Genomic DNA, 16234 nt, shown 5'->3' on the forward strand with positions numbered 1-16234 from the left:
TATAAAAACAGCACCCGCACGGTTACGGCTGGATTACAGCGTAAAGTTACATTATAATCCACCGCCACGGCCCCTTAGCTCAGTGGTTAGAGCAGGCGACTCATAATCGCTTGGTCGCTGGTTCAAGTCCAGCAGGGGCCACCAAATTTTAGCTTTAAAATCATATAATTAAGCCACTCTAAAGAGTGGCTTTTTTGTTTCTGACAGGGTCGCCCCATACCGCTATTTACGATGCCAATAAGCTGCCGCACGTACCAGGTGTGGATCAAACCCCTTTTCAAAGCACTGACTTAAACGTTTTACCGTTTTGCCTTCGCCAGTAATCCAGATGAAATAGTCTGATTCTGGTATTGTCAGCTGCGACAGGCGCGTTTGTATTGCCTGTTCATCGCCGCCAACAACATATTCCACAGTAATATCCGTCAAATGGGCGAGATAATCGCGATATTCGGCATCCTGAATGCTCACCAACGCGGTTACCGCAGGGCGCGCAGGCAGACGGCTAAGCGATTCCAGACGACGACGCAGCGCAGGCATACCGGACTCATCGCAGACATAAACCTGACAGGCATAATCTTCCGGCACCACCAGCGAACCGCGCGGCCCGCCGATCGTCAGTGTATCACCTTCACGGGCTTCCATTGCCCAACGGCTGGCTACGCCGCCATCGTGGATAAAGAAATCCAGCGCCAGCTCGCGACGCGCCTCGTCATACAGCGGCGTGTAATCCCTGGAGACCGGACGAACGCCCTCCCCCCAGATAATACCTTCCTCAGTGACTGTCGGGGGCGTAAAGCGACAGCCTGGCTCAGGGAAAAAAACTTTCGTGTGATCGTCAAAGCCCAGGGAGGTGAAACCGTCCAGCGCCTCGCCGCCAAGTACGATCCGCTGAAATCCTGCGCTAATACGTTCTACCCGCAGAACGGTTAGCTCGCGAAAACGCAGTTCATTACGAACACGCTGTGGATAGCGTGCGGATGATGTCGTCATTTTTTGCCTTCGTGAAGTAATACGATATATCTAAATTAAAGTTTTAAATGATAATGATTGTTAATCAGTAAAAATGCAACTGTTTTTTGATAGTGTTCTGGCAACACGTCGCTAACTATAACCTTAAAATAAAAACTTATAAATTAATTGCTTATAGAAACACTCACTTTTACCCTTGCTAAAAAGCATCATTTAGATATAAATTAGATATATCTAAATAAGCAGGAGGCAATGATGCAAAATCAACATGAAGGGTGTTGCAAAAACCGGGATCATAAGCACGACGGCTGCTGTAAAGATCGAGAACATCAGCATGAAGGCTGCCATAGCGCGCATCAGCATGAGAACGCCAGTTGCGGCGGCGAACACCGTCACGGACACGGCTGTGGTCGTCATGGACAGGGCGGTGGTCGACGTCAGCGATTTTTTGGCCACGGGGAACTTCGGCTGGTCATTCTTGATATCCTGACCCGGGACGCCAGCCACGGCTATGAACTGATTAAAGCGATAGAAAACCTGACGGGGGGCGGCTATACGCCAAGCGCTGGTGTGATCTACCCTACGCTGGATTTTTTACAGGATCAGCAATTTATCACAATTAGCGACGAAGAAGGCGGGCGGAAAAAAATCGCGATTACCGCGAACGGCGCGCAATGGCTTGATGAAAATCGCGAACACCTGACGCATATTCAGGCGCGGCTAAAAGCCCGTTGTGTGGGCATGGAGTTACGTAAAAATCCGCAGATGAAGCGGGCGCTGGATAACTTCAAGGCCGTGCTGGATCTGCGGATAAACCACAGCGATATCAACGACGCGCAAATCAAACGCATTATCGGCGTGATTGATCGCGCGGCGCTGGAAATCGCCGAACTGGATTAAGCGGGCTGCGTGTCCTCTTCGCGGACGCGGAACACATTAACCAGCTCTTTTAAATGTAACGCCTGTTCGTTCAGCGACGCCGCGGCGGCAACAGACTCTTCCACAAGGCAGGAGTTTTGTTGCGTGGCGGCGTCAATCAGGCCAATCGCGCTGTTAATCTGCGAAATACCGTCAGTTTGCTCACGGCTGGCCTGCCCAATCTCGCGTAATATCACATCCATCTCTTCGACGTTATCCACCATGCCATTAATCAGGGCGCTGGCTTTCTCCACCAGGTGCATCCCTTCCTGAGTCTGACTGGTTGAATCTTCAATCAAATTACGGATTTCACTGGCTGACGAGGCGCTCTTTTGCGCCAACTGGCGAACCTCTCCGGCGACAACGGCAAAACCACGTCCATGTTCGCCCGCGCGCGCCGCTTCAACCGCCGCGTTCAGCGCCAGGATATTGGTCTGAAAGGCAATGGAATCAATGATATTGATGATATCTGACATACGATTTGCCGTATCGTTAATGACGCGCATTTTCTGCGTCACTTGATTCATCATCTCTCCATTGTTTTTCACCACGCTGGCGGCGCCGGCAGAGAGTTTGGTCGCTTCACTGGTATGATCGGCTGTGTTTTTAACCGTGGCGGTAATCTGTTCCATCGACGCCGCCGTTTCTTCAACCGAGCTGGCCTGCTCTTCCGTACGCGCCGCCAAATCCTGGTTACCGGCGACAATTTGCGCCGCCGCCGTGGAGATACTCTCCGAACCGTTTTGCACTTCCTGTACGATATCCAGCAGACGCGTTTTCATCGCCATTAACGCTTGCAGTAGTACGCCTGTTTCATCTTTATAATCGGTGGTGATATGACGAGTCAGATCGCCATCGGCAATCGCCTCGGCAAAGCGTACCGCGTCATCAAGCGGTCGGGTAATGGAACGTACGATATACCATCCCATTACGCATCCGGCGGCGATGCTTATCAGCGCCAGGGTAATTAACAGCGTCCGGTTAGTTTTAAAATCTCCTTCGACCTGCACGCCCGCGTTGTGCATTTGCGCGTCCTGAACAGCGATAAGCTCCTGAACTTTATCCTTATAGACCTTTTGCACCTGCACCGTTCTGGTCATCATCTCCTGAATGGCCGCCTGACGATTATGGCTTTGAATATCTTGCAAAATACGGAATCTGGACTCCAGGTATTGCTGGCGCGCTTCACGGATCTCGGTAATGATTTTCTGCGAAGCCGCATCGTGACGATTGCTGGAAAGCTCATCCAGTAGCGCCGTAATACGCTGGCTTATTTCATCCAGCTCTTTCTGCGAACTCTGGCTCCAGCGCCCCTCCTCATCCAGTAGCATGAGCTGCTGCGCGATGATGAAATCATTAAAATTATCGATTAACAGATTGGCTTTCACCGTGGTGGGATAATCATTGGTAATAATGTTCTGCATACCCGTATTAGCCCGATCAAGGCTAAACAAAGACAGAGCGGAACTGACCACCATGAGAACAATGAATAAGCCAAAGGCCATAAATAATTTTGAACGTATTTTAATGTTATGCAAAAACATATTTTCTCCCTGGGATTGCATATCCTCATACAGGAAGATTTATCGGCAATAATGTTACTAACTTTATGATATTGATCGCTTTTTATTTCGGAACATTATTAGTAAATAATATTTATTGTTCACAGAAAGATGAACCAAAAGTGACATAAATTGGCACTAATAATGAAAGAAATACGCTAAAAGGTTAACCATTTCTTATTTATCAACTGAGCTTATACCTATTAATAGGTAGGCAGGAAGAAGGAATAAATATCACATTATTTTTAACATCACAGGCCACTGATACTCTCTATGATGGCAGGCACCGCCTTCTATCAGAGCGCATCCGCCCGGTAAGCTTGTTGCTACCGGGCGGATGTCATTACCGTTGCTACCTACAAGTAAACTTAATGCAGTACCGTGACCGCATCCTCCAGCCGGCTGGCACGGTGTTTTACCATTGCGGAGACTTGTGCGCTTTCTTCCACCAGCGCCGCATTTTTCTGGGTTATGCGGTTCAACTCGTCCACGGCGCGAGTCAGGCTGGAAAGCCCATCTGTCTGTTCCTGCGTCGACTGACTGATACGTGCGATAAGCAGGGTGACATTTTGCACCTGGGCTACAATGTCATCCATGGTACGGCCTGCGGCGTGAACCTGCTCGGAGCCTGACTGCACCTTTGTTGCGCTGGCATCAATTAATTTACGAATATCGTTCGCCGCGTTAGCGCTGCGGCTGGCAAGATGGCGTACCTCGCCAGCAACCACGGCAAACCCTTTCCCCTGCTCGCCCGCTCTCGCCGCTTCTACCGCCGCATTCAGCGCCAGGATATTCGTCTGAAAAGCGATATCGTTAATTAGCGTGGTGATCGTCCCGATACGTTGCGTACTGTGAGCGATATCATCCATCGTTTTAATCACCGTATCCATCGCCTCACCTCCCTGAGTCGCCGCGCTACTGGCCGCCATGGAAAGCTTATCCGCAGCGGAAGCCGTCTCGGAGTTGAGCTTCACGGACTCCGCCATCTGATTCATGGTCGTTACCGTTTCCTGAACATTCTCCACGGTCTGACGGGTGTGTTCGTTCAGATCATTATTACCCTTCGCCAGCCTTTCACTGCCGTTTCTGACGCTGGAAACCTGACTTGATACGTCATTGATCAGCCAGCGGCACATCAAGCCAAGCTGCCCTACGGCCCTCAGCGTCAGCCCCAACTCATCGCTACGATTAAGATGTTGTACGCTGTTGCGTTCGCCGGTCGCCACTTTCAGCGCCTGCGTCGCCACATTTTCAATGGGACGCACAATTTGCCATTCCAATAGCGCCGTACCTGCCAGCATCGCCAACGCGCCCAACAGCAACGCCTGCCATGACGCATCCGTACCGAACAGCGCCAACGCCAGCATTACGGCCATTAGCCCCATAATGCTACGCACTCGCCAGCGAACAGGCATAGCGGGCAGTTTGCCCAGCAAACCCTGACGAACCACCAGGCCTTTATGAATACGTTTACTACACCGCCCTTCATTTAGCGCCTGATATAAAGGCTCGACGGCGGCAATCTCATCATCCGTGGCGCGGGTACGGATCGACATATATCCCGTCACACGCCCTTCACGTATCATCGGTACCGCGTTGGCCCGCACCCAATAATGGTCGCCGTTTTTACGCCGGTTTTTCACAATGCCGCTCCACGGTTCGCCCTGTTTTAGGGTGTACCACATATCTGCGAAGGCAGCTTTCGGCATATCCGGATGACGCACCAGATTATGTGGCTGCGCCAGTAACTCGTTTAACTGATAGCCGCTCACCTGGACAAAAGTGTCATTGGCGTGAGTGATATAGCTTTCCAGGTCGGTCGTAGACATCAGAGTGGTATCATCATCCAGCGGGGTATTTAGCTGGCTGACGTAGGGATGAGAAGACATGATAGCGTCCTGTGCAGGTTATCTGGATGTTAATTTTTCGCTCAGATGTTATTTCGGCGCTAATCTATTTATCTTTAGTTGTTAAAATTGCTCTGGATCGCAATTTGCGATTAATCCTTAATATTTGTACGATTTTCACCTCATCCTGCGCCTTATTTTCATTATGAAATTGTTTAGCGTAGACAACCTTTTTCTTTAAAATCTGCCCTGGCTCACCTTTTTCTCACGCCGCCGCTACCGCAACACACCGTAAACCGTAAAACAAGATCTGCTCAAAATGCATCCAATTGTTAACGCATGACATTAAATGTTGTGTAAATGTGATTATTCCTGGTGTTTATCCCGATTTTCACTATGGGCTTAGACCCCCGCTAATCCCTGCAATACTTAATTCAGTATCATGTGATACACGGCCCTCTGGAGCTCATTTTGAACAGGTTACCTTCCAGCGCATCGGCTTTGGCCTGTAGCGCGCACGCACTGAATCTCATCGAGAAGCGAACGCTAAACCATGAGGAAATGAAAGCACTAAACCGAGAGGTCATTGACTACTTTAAAGAGCATGTAAACCCAGGATTTCTGGAATACCGGAAATCTGTTACCGCCGGCGGGGATTACGGAGCCGTAGAGTGGCAAGCGGGCAGTTTGAATACGCTTGTCGACACCCAGGGGCAGGAGTTTATCGACTGTCTTGGGGGGTTTGGCATCTTTAACGTGGGGCACCGTAATCCTGTTGTGGTATCCGCCGTCCAGAATCAACTCGCAAAACAACCTCTCCACAGCCAGGAGTTACTTGATCCCTTGCGGGCGATGCTGGCAAAAACGCTGGCGGCGCTGACACCGGGGAAACTCAAATACAGCTTTTTCTGTAACAGCGGCACCGAATCCGTCGAAGCGGCGCTAAAACTGGCAAAAGCGTATCAGTCGCCGCGCGGCAAGTTTACCTTTATCGCCACCAGCGGCGCATTTCATGGCAAATCATTGGGCGCGCTCTCCGCCACGGCCAAATCCACCTTCCGCAGACCCTTTATGCCTTTACTGCCGGGCTTCCGCCATGTGCCGTTTGGCAATATCGACGCGATGAGCATGGCATTTAGCGAAGGCAAAAAAACGGGCGACGAGATAGCAGCCGTGATTCTGGAGCCTATTCAGGGTGAAGGCGGCGTGATCCTGCCGCCGCAGGGATACCTGACAGAGGTACGTAAGCTCTGTGACGAATTCGGCGCGCTGATGATTCTGGATGAAGTACAAACCGGCATGGGGCGTACCGGCAAGATGTTTGCCTGTGAGCACGAAAATGTGCAGCCTGATATTCTGTGTCTGGCGAAAGCCTTGGGCGGCGGCGTGATGCCGATTGGCGCCACCATCGCGACTGAAGAGGTGTTTTCGGTTCTGTTCGACAACCCCTTCCTGCATACCACCACTTTTGGCGGTAATCCGCTGGCTTGTGCTGCCGCGCTGGCGACCATTAACGTCCTGCTGGAGCAAAACCTCCCGGCCCAGGCGGAACAAAAAGGCGATACGCTCCTGGATGGTTTTCGACAACTTGCGCGTGAATATCCCAATCTGGTACACGATGCACGCGGCAAAGGTATGTTGATAGCCATTGAATTTGTCGATAACGAAACGGGCTACCGTTTTGCCAGTGAGATGTTCCGTCAACGCGTGCTGGTCGCTGGTACGCTGAATAATGCGAAAACAATTCGTATCGAGCCACCGCTCACGCTAACCATTGAACTGTGCGAACAGGTATTGAAATCAGCGCGTAATGCGTTGGCGGCGATGCAGGTGAGCGTTGAAGAGGTTTAAAAACGATGCCGGATGGCGCTGTGCTTATCCGGCCTGTTTTCCCCGGGTCGCGGCCTCTTTTTTGAATCCCATCACAATCACCACATTCCCCTTTTCCCTTTTACCTCGCGACGGCTACATTAGTAACTCATCCGACCACATAACAATAATTTTACATACTGGATACGCTTATGAGCTACCCGTCGCTGTTCGCCCCGCTCGATCTGGGCTTTACTACTCTCAGAAACCGTGTGCTGATGGGATCGATGCACACGGGTCTGGAAGAACATCCTGATGGCGCTGAGCGCCTGGCGGCATTTTATGCCGAGCGCGCGCGACACGGCGTAGCGTTAATCGTCACCGGCGGTATTGCGCCCGTTCCCTCCGGGGTCGTGATGACCGGCGGCGCGATGCTGAACGATGCCAGCCAATTAACGCCTCACCGCGTGGTGACCGATGCCGTACATGCGCAAGGCGGTAAAATCGCGCTGCAAATTCTGCACACCGGACGTTACAGCTATCAGCCGCACCTGGTCGCGCCGTCGGCAATTCAGGCGCCAATCAACCGCTTTATGCCGCATGAACTGACGCATGATGAAATCTTGCAGTTAATCGACGGCTTCGCGCATTGCGCGCAACTGGCGCGGGAAGCAGGTTACGACGGCGTAGAGGTGATGGGATCAGAGGGCTATCTGATTAATGAATTTCTCACCCGGCGAACTAACCATCGCGATGACGAATGGGGCGGCGACTATGCCAGCCGTATGCGCTTCGCGGTTGAGGTAGTACGCGCGGTACGCCAGCGGGTAGGGAACGACTTTATTATTATCTATCGCCTGTCGATGCTCGATCTGGTGGAAAATGGCGGCACGTTCGACGAAACGGTACAACTGGCGCAAGCCATTGAAGCCGCAGGCGCAAGCCTAATTAATACCGGCATTGGCTGGCATGAGGCGCGAATCCCGACCATCGCCACGCCAGTACCGCGTGGCGCCTTTAGCTGGGTGACGCGGAAACTCAAAGGTCATGTGTCGGTTCCGCTGATCGCGACCAATCGCATTAACGATCCGCAGGTCGCCGAGACGATCCTGACGCGCGGCGATGCCGATATGGTGTCGATGGCGCGTCCCTTCCTTGCCGATGCCGAATTCCTGACTAAAGCGCAATCCGGACGCGCAGATGAGATCAACACCTGTATCGGCTGTAATCAGGCCTGTCTGGATCGGATCTTCATCGGCAAAGTGACCTCCTGTCTGGTGAACCCACGCGCCTGTCACGAAACCCACATGCCGATAACGCCGGCCATACGCAAAAAGAATCTGGCCGTTGTCGGCGCAGGCCCGGCGGGGCTGGCTTTCGCGATTAACGCCGCGTCGCGCGGCCATCATGTCACGCTGTTTGACGCCCAGAGTGAAATTGGCGGTCAGTTCACTATCGCCAGGCAGATCCCGGGTAAAGAGGAGTTTTACGAAACGCTGCGCTACTACCGTCGAATGATCGATATTACTGGCGTTACGCTGAAACTGAACCAACAGGTGAACGCAGAGGATCTTCAGCCGTTTGACGAAGCGATCCTCGCCTGCGGAATAGTACCGCGCCGCCCGCCGATAGACGGTATTGATCATCCAAAAGCATTGACCTACCTGGAGGTATTGCGCGATAAGGCGCCGGTTGGTAAACGAGTGGCGATCATCGGCTGCGGCGGGATCGGTTTTGACACGGCCATGTATCTGAGCCAGCACGGCGAATCCACCAGCCAAAATATTGCTGAATTTTGTACGGAATGGGGAATTGATACCAGCCTGCAACAGGCAGGCGGTCTGCGCCCGGAAGGCCCGCGCCTGGCACGTAGTCCACGGCAAATCGTCATGCTGCAACGTAAAGCCAGCAAGCCGGGCGAAGGATTAGGTAAAACCACCGGCTGGATCCATCGCGCGACGTTACTGGCGCGCGGCGTGAAGATGATCCCGGCAGTCAGTTACCAGAAGATCGACGACGACGGATTACATCTTTTGATCGGCGGCGAACCGCAGTTGCTGGAAGTGGATCATGTGGTGATCTGCGCCGGACAAGAACCCCGCCGTGAACTGGCGGACCCGTTACGCGCCGCAGGTAAAACGGTACATCTTATCGGCGGATGCGATGTCGCGATGGAGCTGGATGCCCGACGGGCGATTGCCCAGGGCACCCGACTGGCGCTGGAGATTTAACGACTTTACCTGATGGTGCTGCGCTTATCGGGCTTACGTCGTCATACCGGTTTTATAGGCCGGTATGACGCTTGAGCGCCTTATCGACGGCGTCCCTGCTTCACCGCTTTCAAAATAACAAATTTATTGTTGGTTGCTATCGTCGCGCAATTACCGAAAATCTTCTTCAGCTTGTGGAAATAGTCCAGATGGCGGTTCGCCACAATATACAGTTCGCCGTTGATTTTCAGGCAGCGGCGGGCGTGATGGAACATCTCCCAGGCGATATTATCCGTCAGCGCATGTTTCTGGTGGAACGGCGGGTTGCAGAATACAGCGTTAAAACGGAACGGCTCCACGCCGGAGAGCGCATTGTTGATCATAAATTCGCAGCGTTCGAACGCTTCCGGCAGGTTCGTTTCTACATTCAAACGGCTGGAATCTACCGCCATCGGCGATTCATCGACAAATACCACGTTCGCCTGCGGATTTTTCGCCAGTAAGCTCAGGCCAATCACCCCATTGCCGCAGCCGAGATCGACAATCTCCCCGTCGAGGTTTTCCGGCAAATGCTGCATAAAGAAGCGCGCGCCGATATCCAATCCGGTACGAGAAAACACATTCGCGTGGTTGTGAATCGTCCAGCCTGTATCTTCCAGTTTCCAGCTTAGCGTTTGCGGCGCGTCGGCCAGTTGCGGATGACTGAAGGTACAGTTAATCAGGCGCGCTTTCTTCCACGCCAGCGTCGTCGTGGTTGGGCCCAGCACTTTTTCAAACAGTTCCAGCGTAGAGGTATGAATATCACGCGCTTTCGCGCCGGCGATAATATGCGTTTGCGCCGTAACGACCTTACGCAAAGCGCGTAACTGCTGTTCCAGCAACGCCAGTGTTTTCGGTACCTTAATCAATACCACGCCTGGCGCCTGCGGGTAGTCAGCGGTACTGTCGAGAAACGTTACGCTGGACTCCGCGATGCCGTTATGGCGTAAATTCTCTCGCGTACCCAGTTCGCTTAAATATGAATCGCCAATACTGTATGGCGAATGCTCCGCCAGCGCACAGCTTAGCGCGCCAAACGTATCATTCAGGATCAGCACCGGGCCGCGAATTTCCGTCTCATCCAACTGTTGCAGCAGATACTCATCGGCCGCCTCCCACGCCAGAAGCGGGTTAACATCATCCGTTTGCGGAAAACGTTTCAGCGTCAGTGAACGGAAACCGTCGTCTACGTGGCTCATTAGGCCTCCTGAATGGTAAAATTGCGGCGTTATCCCTGAAAAGGGTGCGTGAGTATACACTTTTTATCAGCAACATGGAGCTTTGATGACCTCACTAACTTACCTTCAGGGGTATCCGGAACATCTCCTTGCCCAGGTGCGCACCTTAATCGCCGAGCAGCGCCTGGGAGCGGTGCTGGAAAAACGTTATCCCGGCGCGCATGATTACGCCACTGACAAAGCGCTATATCACTATACTCAGGAACTGAAAAGTCAGTTTCTGCGCAATGCGCCGCCCATCAATAAAGTGATGTATGACAGCAAGATCCATGTGCTGAAAAATGCGCTGGGACTGCATACCGCTGTCTCGCGCGTTCAGGGCGGCAAGCTCAAGGCAAAGGCGGAGATCCGCGTCGCCACCGTGTTTCGCAACGCCCCGGAGCCATTCTTACGGATGATTGTGGTTCACGAGCTGGCGCACCTGAAAGAGAAAGATCATAACAAAGCGTTTTATCAGCTCTGCTGCCATATGGAGCCGCAGTACCATCAACTGGAGTTTGATACGCGCCTGTGGCTGACGCATCAGGCGCTGTCGGCACAATAAATTCTGAAAATGCCCCTTCCCCCGTATCTTTTTAACGGCGTGGGCATAAAATCGACGCGTTCACATTTCGCTCATTGCCTGCCGCCACGTCAAGGATGACGATCTGTAGAGGGTATTTTTTATCCACCGCCAACGGAACCGCGCAACGACCATGCTCTCACAATGTGCCCGTTTTATCCGCCGCCTCTGTTTTACACGCCGGGCGTTAACAGTGGCGTGCTTTCTGCTTGTCGCGGCAGGCGTCGCGCTTTTCTATTCTAACTGGCTTATCGTCAACGCCTCACAGCATCTGACATGGAATGACATTCAGACCGTTCCCGCCCGCAACGTCGGGCTGGTGTTAGGCGCCAAACCCGGCAATCGGTATTTTACCCGGCGGATTAATACTGCCGCCGCGTTGTATCACGCCGGTAAAGTGAAGTGGCTGTTAGTCAGCGGCGATAATGGCAAAAAAGAGTACGATGAACCTTCGGCGATGCAGCAGGCGCTGATAGCGAAAGGTGTACCGGAGGCGGCCATTTTTTGTGATTATGCCGGATTCTCCACGCTGGACTCCGTGGTTCGCGCCCGGAAAGTGTTTGGCGAAAGCCGCATTACGATTATCTCGCAAGCATTTCATAATCAACGGGCGATCTGGCTAGCGCAACAATATGGCATAGACGCTATCGGCGTTAACGCGCCGGATCTGAATAAAAGGCACGGAACCTACACACGACTTCGGGAAAAGCTGGCGCGGGTTAGCGCGGTGCTGGATGCCAAAATTTTGCACCGTCAGCCTAAATATCTGGGCGCTGGTGTCACTATTGGGGCTGATAGCGCACACGGGTGCCCTTCTCGCCAGTAAAATGACAGAGTGCGTCGCAGCGCACTGGCAAGGGCGGAAAGGCGTGCTACATTGACAAAAAATCCCTTTCTGGAGTCCGCTGACGTTTATGATACGTTTCGCTGTAATTGGGACTAACTGGATCACGCGCCAGTTTGTCGACGCCGCCCATGAAACCGGCAAATTCAGGCTCGCCGCCGTTTACTCCCGTAGTCTTGAACAGGCGCAGTCTTTCGCAAATGATTATCCCGTCGAGCATCTGTTTACCTCGCTGGAAGCGATGGCGCAAAGCGACGCGATTGAGGCGGTTTATATCGCCAGCCCGAACTCCCTGCATTTCTCCCAGACGCAGCGCTTTTTGCAGCATAAAAAGCATGTCATGTGCGAAAAGCCGCTGGCTTCTAACCTGGCGGAGGTTGATGCCGCTATCGCCTGCGCGCGCGATAACCAGCGGGTACTGTTTGAAGCCTTTAAAACCGCCTGCCTGCCCAATTTCCTGCTGCTGCGGGAATCGTTGCCGAAAATCGGCAGAATGCATAAAGCATTCCTAAATTACTGCCAGTACTCTTCACGTTATCAGCGCTATCTGAACGGTGAAAATCCGAATACGTTTAATCCGGCCTTCTCCAATGGTTCGATTATGGATATCGGGTATTACTGTCTGGCGTCGGCGATCGCGCTATGGGGCGAGCCGCGCAGCGTTCAGGCGTCAGCGAATTTGTTGGAAAGCGGAGTAGATGCGCACGGCGTCGTGGTTATGGATTACGGCGATTTTAGCGTCACGCTACAGCATTCCAAAGTCAGCGACTCGGTACTGGCCAGTGAAATTCAGGGCGAGAGGGGATCGCTGGTCATTGAAAAGCTGTCGGAATGCCAGAAAGTGTGTTTTGCGCCGCGCGGCGCGCTGATGCAGGATCTGACCCAGCCTCAGCATATTAATACCATGCTGTATGAAGCCGGGGCGTTTGCCCAGCTTATTGAAAACCACGCCGTGGAACATCCGGGGTTGTCGCTAAGTCGCGCCACGGCAAAATGGCTGACAGAAATACGCCGTCAAACCGGGGTCATCTTCCCGGCGGACGATCTGACTCATCCCCTTACTGCGTAAAATTATGTAAATTATATGTTACAGGTCATTGACTCTACGCGTGGCCTGTCATACTTTGTTACGCGCAAAGGGGAGTAACTTCATTGCCGGTCGATCGTCATTACGATGTGTGCAAAACCACATCCGGTCACCGGGCAGCCATAAAGGAATGCGTCAGCGTATTCCTTTATTGTTGTAAGTGAGACCTTGCCGAATGGCAAGGTCTATGCATAAAAGCAGCGGCTAATGCCATTCGGCGTTAGCCGTTTTTTTTTGCATAGGGAGAAATAATGAATACTGTTGGTACGCCATTATTATGGGGTGGATTCGCGGTTGTTGTGGTGATAATGCTATCCATCGACCTGTTGTTGCAGGGACGCCGTGGCGCACATGCGATGTCGATGAAACAAGCAGCAGGATGGTCAATCCTGTGGGTAACGCTCTCGCTACTGTTTAACGCTGCTTTCTGGTGGTATCTGGCTGAAACGCAAGGGCGCGAAGTTGCTGACCCGCAGGCATTGGCGTTCCTTACCGGCTATCTGATTGAAAAGTCGCTGGCCGTAGATAACGTCTTTGTCTGGCTGATGCTGTTTAGCTATTTCTCCGTCCCTCCGGCTCTGCAACGCCGGGTGCTGGTGTATGGGGTTCTTGGCGCGATCGTGTTGCGTACTATCATGATTTTCGCCGGTACCTGGCTTATCACTCAGTTCGAATGGCTGCTGTATGTGTTCGGTGCCTTCCTGCTGTTTACCGGCGTAAAAATGGCGCTGGCGAAGGAAGACGAATCCGGCATTGGCGAAAAACCGATGGTGCGTTGGCTGCGCGGGCATCTGCGCATGACCGATACGATCGAGAACGAGCACTTTTTCGTACGTAAAAACGGCCTGCTGTATGCCACGCCGCTGCTGCTGGTGCTGATTATGGTTGAGTTCAGCGATGTGATCTTCGCCGTTGACAGTATTCCGGCGATCTTTGCGGTCACCACCGACCCGTTCATCGTACTGACCTCTAACCTGTTTGCCATCTTAGGACTGCGCGCGATGTACTTCCTGCTGTCCGGCGTGGCGGAACGTTTCTCGATGCTGAAATATGGTCTGGCGGTCATTCTGGTCTTTATCGGCATTAAGATGCTGATCGTCGACTTCTACCATATTCCTATCGCGATTTCGCTGGGCGTAGTGTTTGGCATTCTGACCATTACGCTGGTGATTAACGCCTGGGTTAACCATCAGCGCGATAAGAAACTACGAGCGCAATAATCTTTTATCGGGGTAAACCTGCCCCGTCAAAAACGCCCGGCAGCGCACACCTGCCGGGCGTTTTTGTTTAACATGTCACAATACTGTTAATATAAAGTTATAAAACATGATCACAGCAAAAAATCCAGGATATTTCGCTTCCCGAACCTTCAACTTTCCTTATACTCAACCAGGCAAACACTTTGTTACATCCTGAAAGATGCGCCGTAAGAGCGTGCAGGGGATGACCAGCAACACAATACAAGGAACATGAAATGGCTACGCAACGAGCATCAGGGCTACTGCAGCGTTTAGCGCAAGGCAGTCTGGTTAAACAAATTTTAGTGGGTCTGGTACTGGGGATTTTACTGGCATGGATTTCTAAGCCTGCGGCAGAAGCGGTTGGCTTGCTTGGCACCCTGTTCGTCGGCGCCTTAAAAGCGGTCGCCCCCGTTCTGGTGCTGATGCTGGTCATGGCCTCGATCGCCAACCACCAGCACGGTCAAAAAACCAATATTCGCCCTATTCTCTTTCTTTACCTGCTAGGCACCTTTTCAGCCGCGCTGGCGGCCGTTGTGTTCAGCTTCGCCTTCCCTTCAACGCTGCATCTGTCCAGTAGCGCCCAGGATATCGTGCCGCCGTCCGGCATTGTAGAAGTCCTGCGCGGTCTGCTGATGAGCATGGTGTCGAACCCCATCGACGCGCTGCTGAACGCTAACTATATCGGGATTCTGGTGTGGGCCGTCGGTCTGGGATTTGCCCTGCGTCATGGCAATGAAACCACCAAAAACCTCGTGAACGATATGTCTAACGCCGTGACCTTTATGGTGAAACTGGTGATCCGTTTCGCGCCAGTCGGTATTTTTGGTCTGGTTTCATCAACGCTTGCAACCACCGGCTTCTCCACCCTGTGGGGCTATGCGCACCTGCTGGTCGTCTTGATTGGCTGTATGCTGCTGGTCGCGCTGGTGGTCAACCCGCTGTTGGTATTCTGGAAAATTCGTCGCAACCCTTATCCGCTGGTGTTCGCCTGCCTGCGTGAAAGCGGCGTTTATGCCTTCTTTACCCGCAGCTCTGCCGCCAATATTCCAGTGAATATGGCGCTGTGCGAAAAACTGAATCTGGACAGGGATACTTACTCCGTTTCCATTCCGCTGGGCGCCACCATCAATATGGCCGGCGCGGCAATTACCATTACGGTTCTGACGTTGGCGGCAGTTCATACGTTAGGCGTCCCGGTGGATCTGCCTACAGCGCTGCTGCTGAGCGTGGTGGCCTCGCTGTGTGCTTGCGGCGCCTCCGGCGTGGCAGGCGGTTCATTGCTGCTGATCCCGCTGGCGTGCAACATGTTTGGCATCCCGAACGATATCGCGATGCAGGTAGTAGCGGTCGGCTTTATTATCGGCGTATTGCAGGATTCGTGTGAAACGGCGCTGAACTCATCTACCGATGTTCTGTTCACTGCGGCAGCCTGCCAGGCAGAGGACGAACGTCTGGCGAATAACGCCTTGCGTAGCTAAGTGATTATTGATGCCGGATGGCGTATGCCATCCGGCGTAACGATAGATCTGAATCTCCCAATCCGTAGGCTGTGACGTAAAGCGAATTTATATCCACACGCAACATCCTCGCGTAACGTTATATATAGATGGCGTCTGCCGCGGCGCTCGGTCAGCGTAAAGTATAAAGTGTCAGCCTGTGTAAATCCTCTCGCCACCCTCCCTTGCGATAAGCAAAATCAAAGCTCAACGACGCGTAATTTCTATAACGGACTTCGTTGACCTTTGTTACAATTAGATGCATTTTGAATTTTTGTGTGTTAGTGCTTGCTTACTTCACAACTTAACAAGGAATAGTTCAGGCCGCGAATTTGCCGTTTCCGCAACGCTGATAAAAACTCCAACTCTGTTGCGGCAGTGCAAACCTCAGATCACCGGCGTGACGTTAACC

At 52.5% G+C, this 16234-nt stretch carries 12 protein-coding genes and 1 tRNA gene; 9 read left to right on the forward strand and 4 right to left on the reverse strand.

The features are described 5' to 3' along the window. Positions 1–68 precede the first annotated feature (68 nt). Positions 69–144: transfer RNA gene (locus ACLD3P_RS16845), tRNA-Ile, on the forward strand. A 78-nt stretch (positions 145–222) separates the two neighbouring features. Here ACLD3P_RS16845 and ACLD3P_RS16850 read toward each other — a convergent pair. Continuing rightward, positions 223–990 carry a siderophore-interacting protein gene (locus tag ACLD3P_RS16850; protein ID WP_023233420.1) on the reverse strand — a complete coding sequence of 256 codons (768 nt, stop codon included), beginning with the start codon at positions 988–990 and terminating at the stop codon, positions 223–225. A 231-nt stretch (positions 991–1221) separates the two neighbouring features. On the opposite strand from ACLD3P_RS16850, the gene ACLD3P_RS16855 reads away from it, so the two are divergent. Continuing rightward, a complete protein-coding gene (locus tag ACLD3P_RS16855; RefSeq protein ID WP_000983434.1) occupies positions 1222–1869 on the forward strand; it encodes a PadR family transcriptional regulator in 648 nt (215 codons plus the stop codon). On the opposite strand, the gene ACLD3P_RS16860 is transcribed toward ACLD3P_RS16855, so the two are convergent. Next, a complete protein-coding gene (locus ACLD3P_RS16860; protein WP_000478471.1) occupies positions 1866–3431 on the reverse strand; it encodes a methyl-accepting chemotaxis protein in 1566 nt (521 codons plus the stop codon). The genes ACLD3P_RS16855 and ACLD3P_RS16860 overlap by 4 nt on opposite strands. Positions 3432–3817: 386 nt before the next feature. Beyond that, positions 3818–5338: a PAS domain-containing methyl-accepting chemotaxis protein gene (locus ACLD3P_RS16865; RefSeq protein WP_001582503.1), complete on the reverse strand. Its 1521-nt coding sequence runs from the start codon at positions 5336–5338 to the stop codon at positions 3818–3820. A 429-nt stretch (positions 5339–5767) separates the two neighbouring features. Here ACLD3P_RS16865 and ygjG point away from each other — a divergent pair, with 429 nt between their 5' ends. Both ygjG and ACLD3P_RS16875 read left to right on the forward strand, forming a co-directional pair. Then, positions 5768–7147 carry a putrescine aminotransferase gene (gene ygjG, locus ACLD3P_RS16870; protein WP_001576371.1) on the forward strand — a complete coding sequence of 460 codons (1380 nt, stop codon included), beginning with the start codon at positions 5768–5770 and terminating at the stop codon, positions 7145–7147. 170 nt (positions 7148–7317) lie between these two features. Continuing rightward, entirely contained in the window at positions 7318–9336 is a 2019-nt protein-coding gene (locus ACLD3P_RS16875; protein WP_411006609.1) for an FAD-dependent oxidoreductase, read from the forward strand. An 80-nt stretch (positions 9337–9416) separates the two neighbouring features. Here ACLD3P_RS16875 and rlmG read toward each other — a convergent pair whose 3' ends face one another. After that, positions 9417–10553, reverse strand: a complete 1137-nt coding sequence (gene rlmG / locus ACLD3P_RS16880) for a 23S rRNA (guanine(1835)-N(2))-methyltransferase RlmG (RefSeq protein WP_411006610.1) — start codon at positions 10551–10553, stop codon at positions 9417–9419. A gap of 85 nt (positions 10554–10638) precedes the next feature. On the opposite strand from rlmG, the gene ACLD3P_RS16885 reads away from it, so the two are divergent. The 5 genes from ACLD3P_RS16885 (at position 10639) to sstT (ending at position 15804) form a co-directional block, all read left to right on the forward strand. Then, positions 10639–11136 (forward strand): M48 family metallopeptidase, encoded by a 498-nt coding sequence (locus tag ACLD3P_RS16885; RefSeq protein WP_000202969.1) that lies wholly within the window; start codon positions 10639–10641, stop codon positions 11134–11136. 151 nt (positions 11137–11287) lie between these two features. After that, positions 11288–11980, forward strand: a complete 693-nt coding sequence (locus ACLD3P_RS16890; protein WP_000951045.1) for a vancomycin high temperature exclusion protein — start codon at positions 11288–11290, stop codon at positions 11978–11980. 88 nt (positions 11981–12068) lie between these two features. Beyond that, entirely contained in the window at positions 12069–13067 is a 999-nt protein-coding gene (locus ACLD3P_RS16895) for a Gfo/Idh/MocA family protein (RefSeq protein WP_000617682.1), read from the forward strand. A gap of 269 nt (positions 13068–13336) precedes the next feature. Beyond that, positions 13337–14305, forward strand: a complete 969-nt coding sequence (locus ACLD3P_RS16900; RefSeq protein ID WP_001098833.1) for a TerC family protein — start codon at positions 13337–13339, stop codon at positions 14303–14305. 254 nt (positions 14306–14559) lie between these two features. Continuing rightward, on the forward strand, positions 14560–15804 hold the full coding sequence (gene sstT, locus ACLD3P_RS16905) for a serine/threonine transporter SstT (RefSeq protein ID WP_000235363.1): 1245 nt from the start codon (positions 14560–14562) through the stop codon (positions 15802–15804). Positions 15805–16234 lie beyond the last annotated feature (430 nt).

The organism is Salmonella sp. 741265073_HBA, assembly GCF_046569105.1.
GTDB classification, from domain to species: Bacteria; Pseudomonadota; Gammaproteobacteria; order Enterobacterales; family Enterobacteriaceae; genus Salmonella; species Salmonella enterica.